The 225-nt window shown below is 62.7% G+C and carries 1 pseudogene; it reads right to left on the bottom strand.

What is annotated here, in order from left to right:
- Positions 1 to 225, bottom strand: a pseudogene (locus GYA94_RS18800) (purine-cytosine permease family protein); the annotation flags it as partial.

The following is a 225-nucleotide window of genomic DNA, read 5'->3' on the forward strand; positions in this document are numbered from 1 at the left end:
AGGGCGTTGTGGCTGATGATGTTGAGCAGGAACAGCACCATCAGGATCGGCCCCAGCCAGCCGGTGGCCTGCTTCACCGCGTCCATCGCATCGGTGCCTTGCGGCACGCACAGCACCGCCACCGCACCAAAGCTGAAGCACAAGATGGTGCCCAGGGTAGCGCCGAAATAAGTCGCCCAGAACGGCTTGGCAATGCCGACTTCACGCGGCAGGTAGCGTGAGTAG

Origin of the sequence: Pseudomonas juntendi (assembly GCF_009932375.1) — a bacterium.
In the GTDB taxonomy this organism is placed as follows: domain Bacteria; phylum Pseudomonadota; class Gammaproteobacteria; order Pseudomonadales; family Pseudomonadaceae; genus Aquipseudomonas; species Aquipseudomonas juntendi.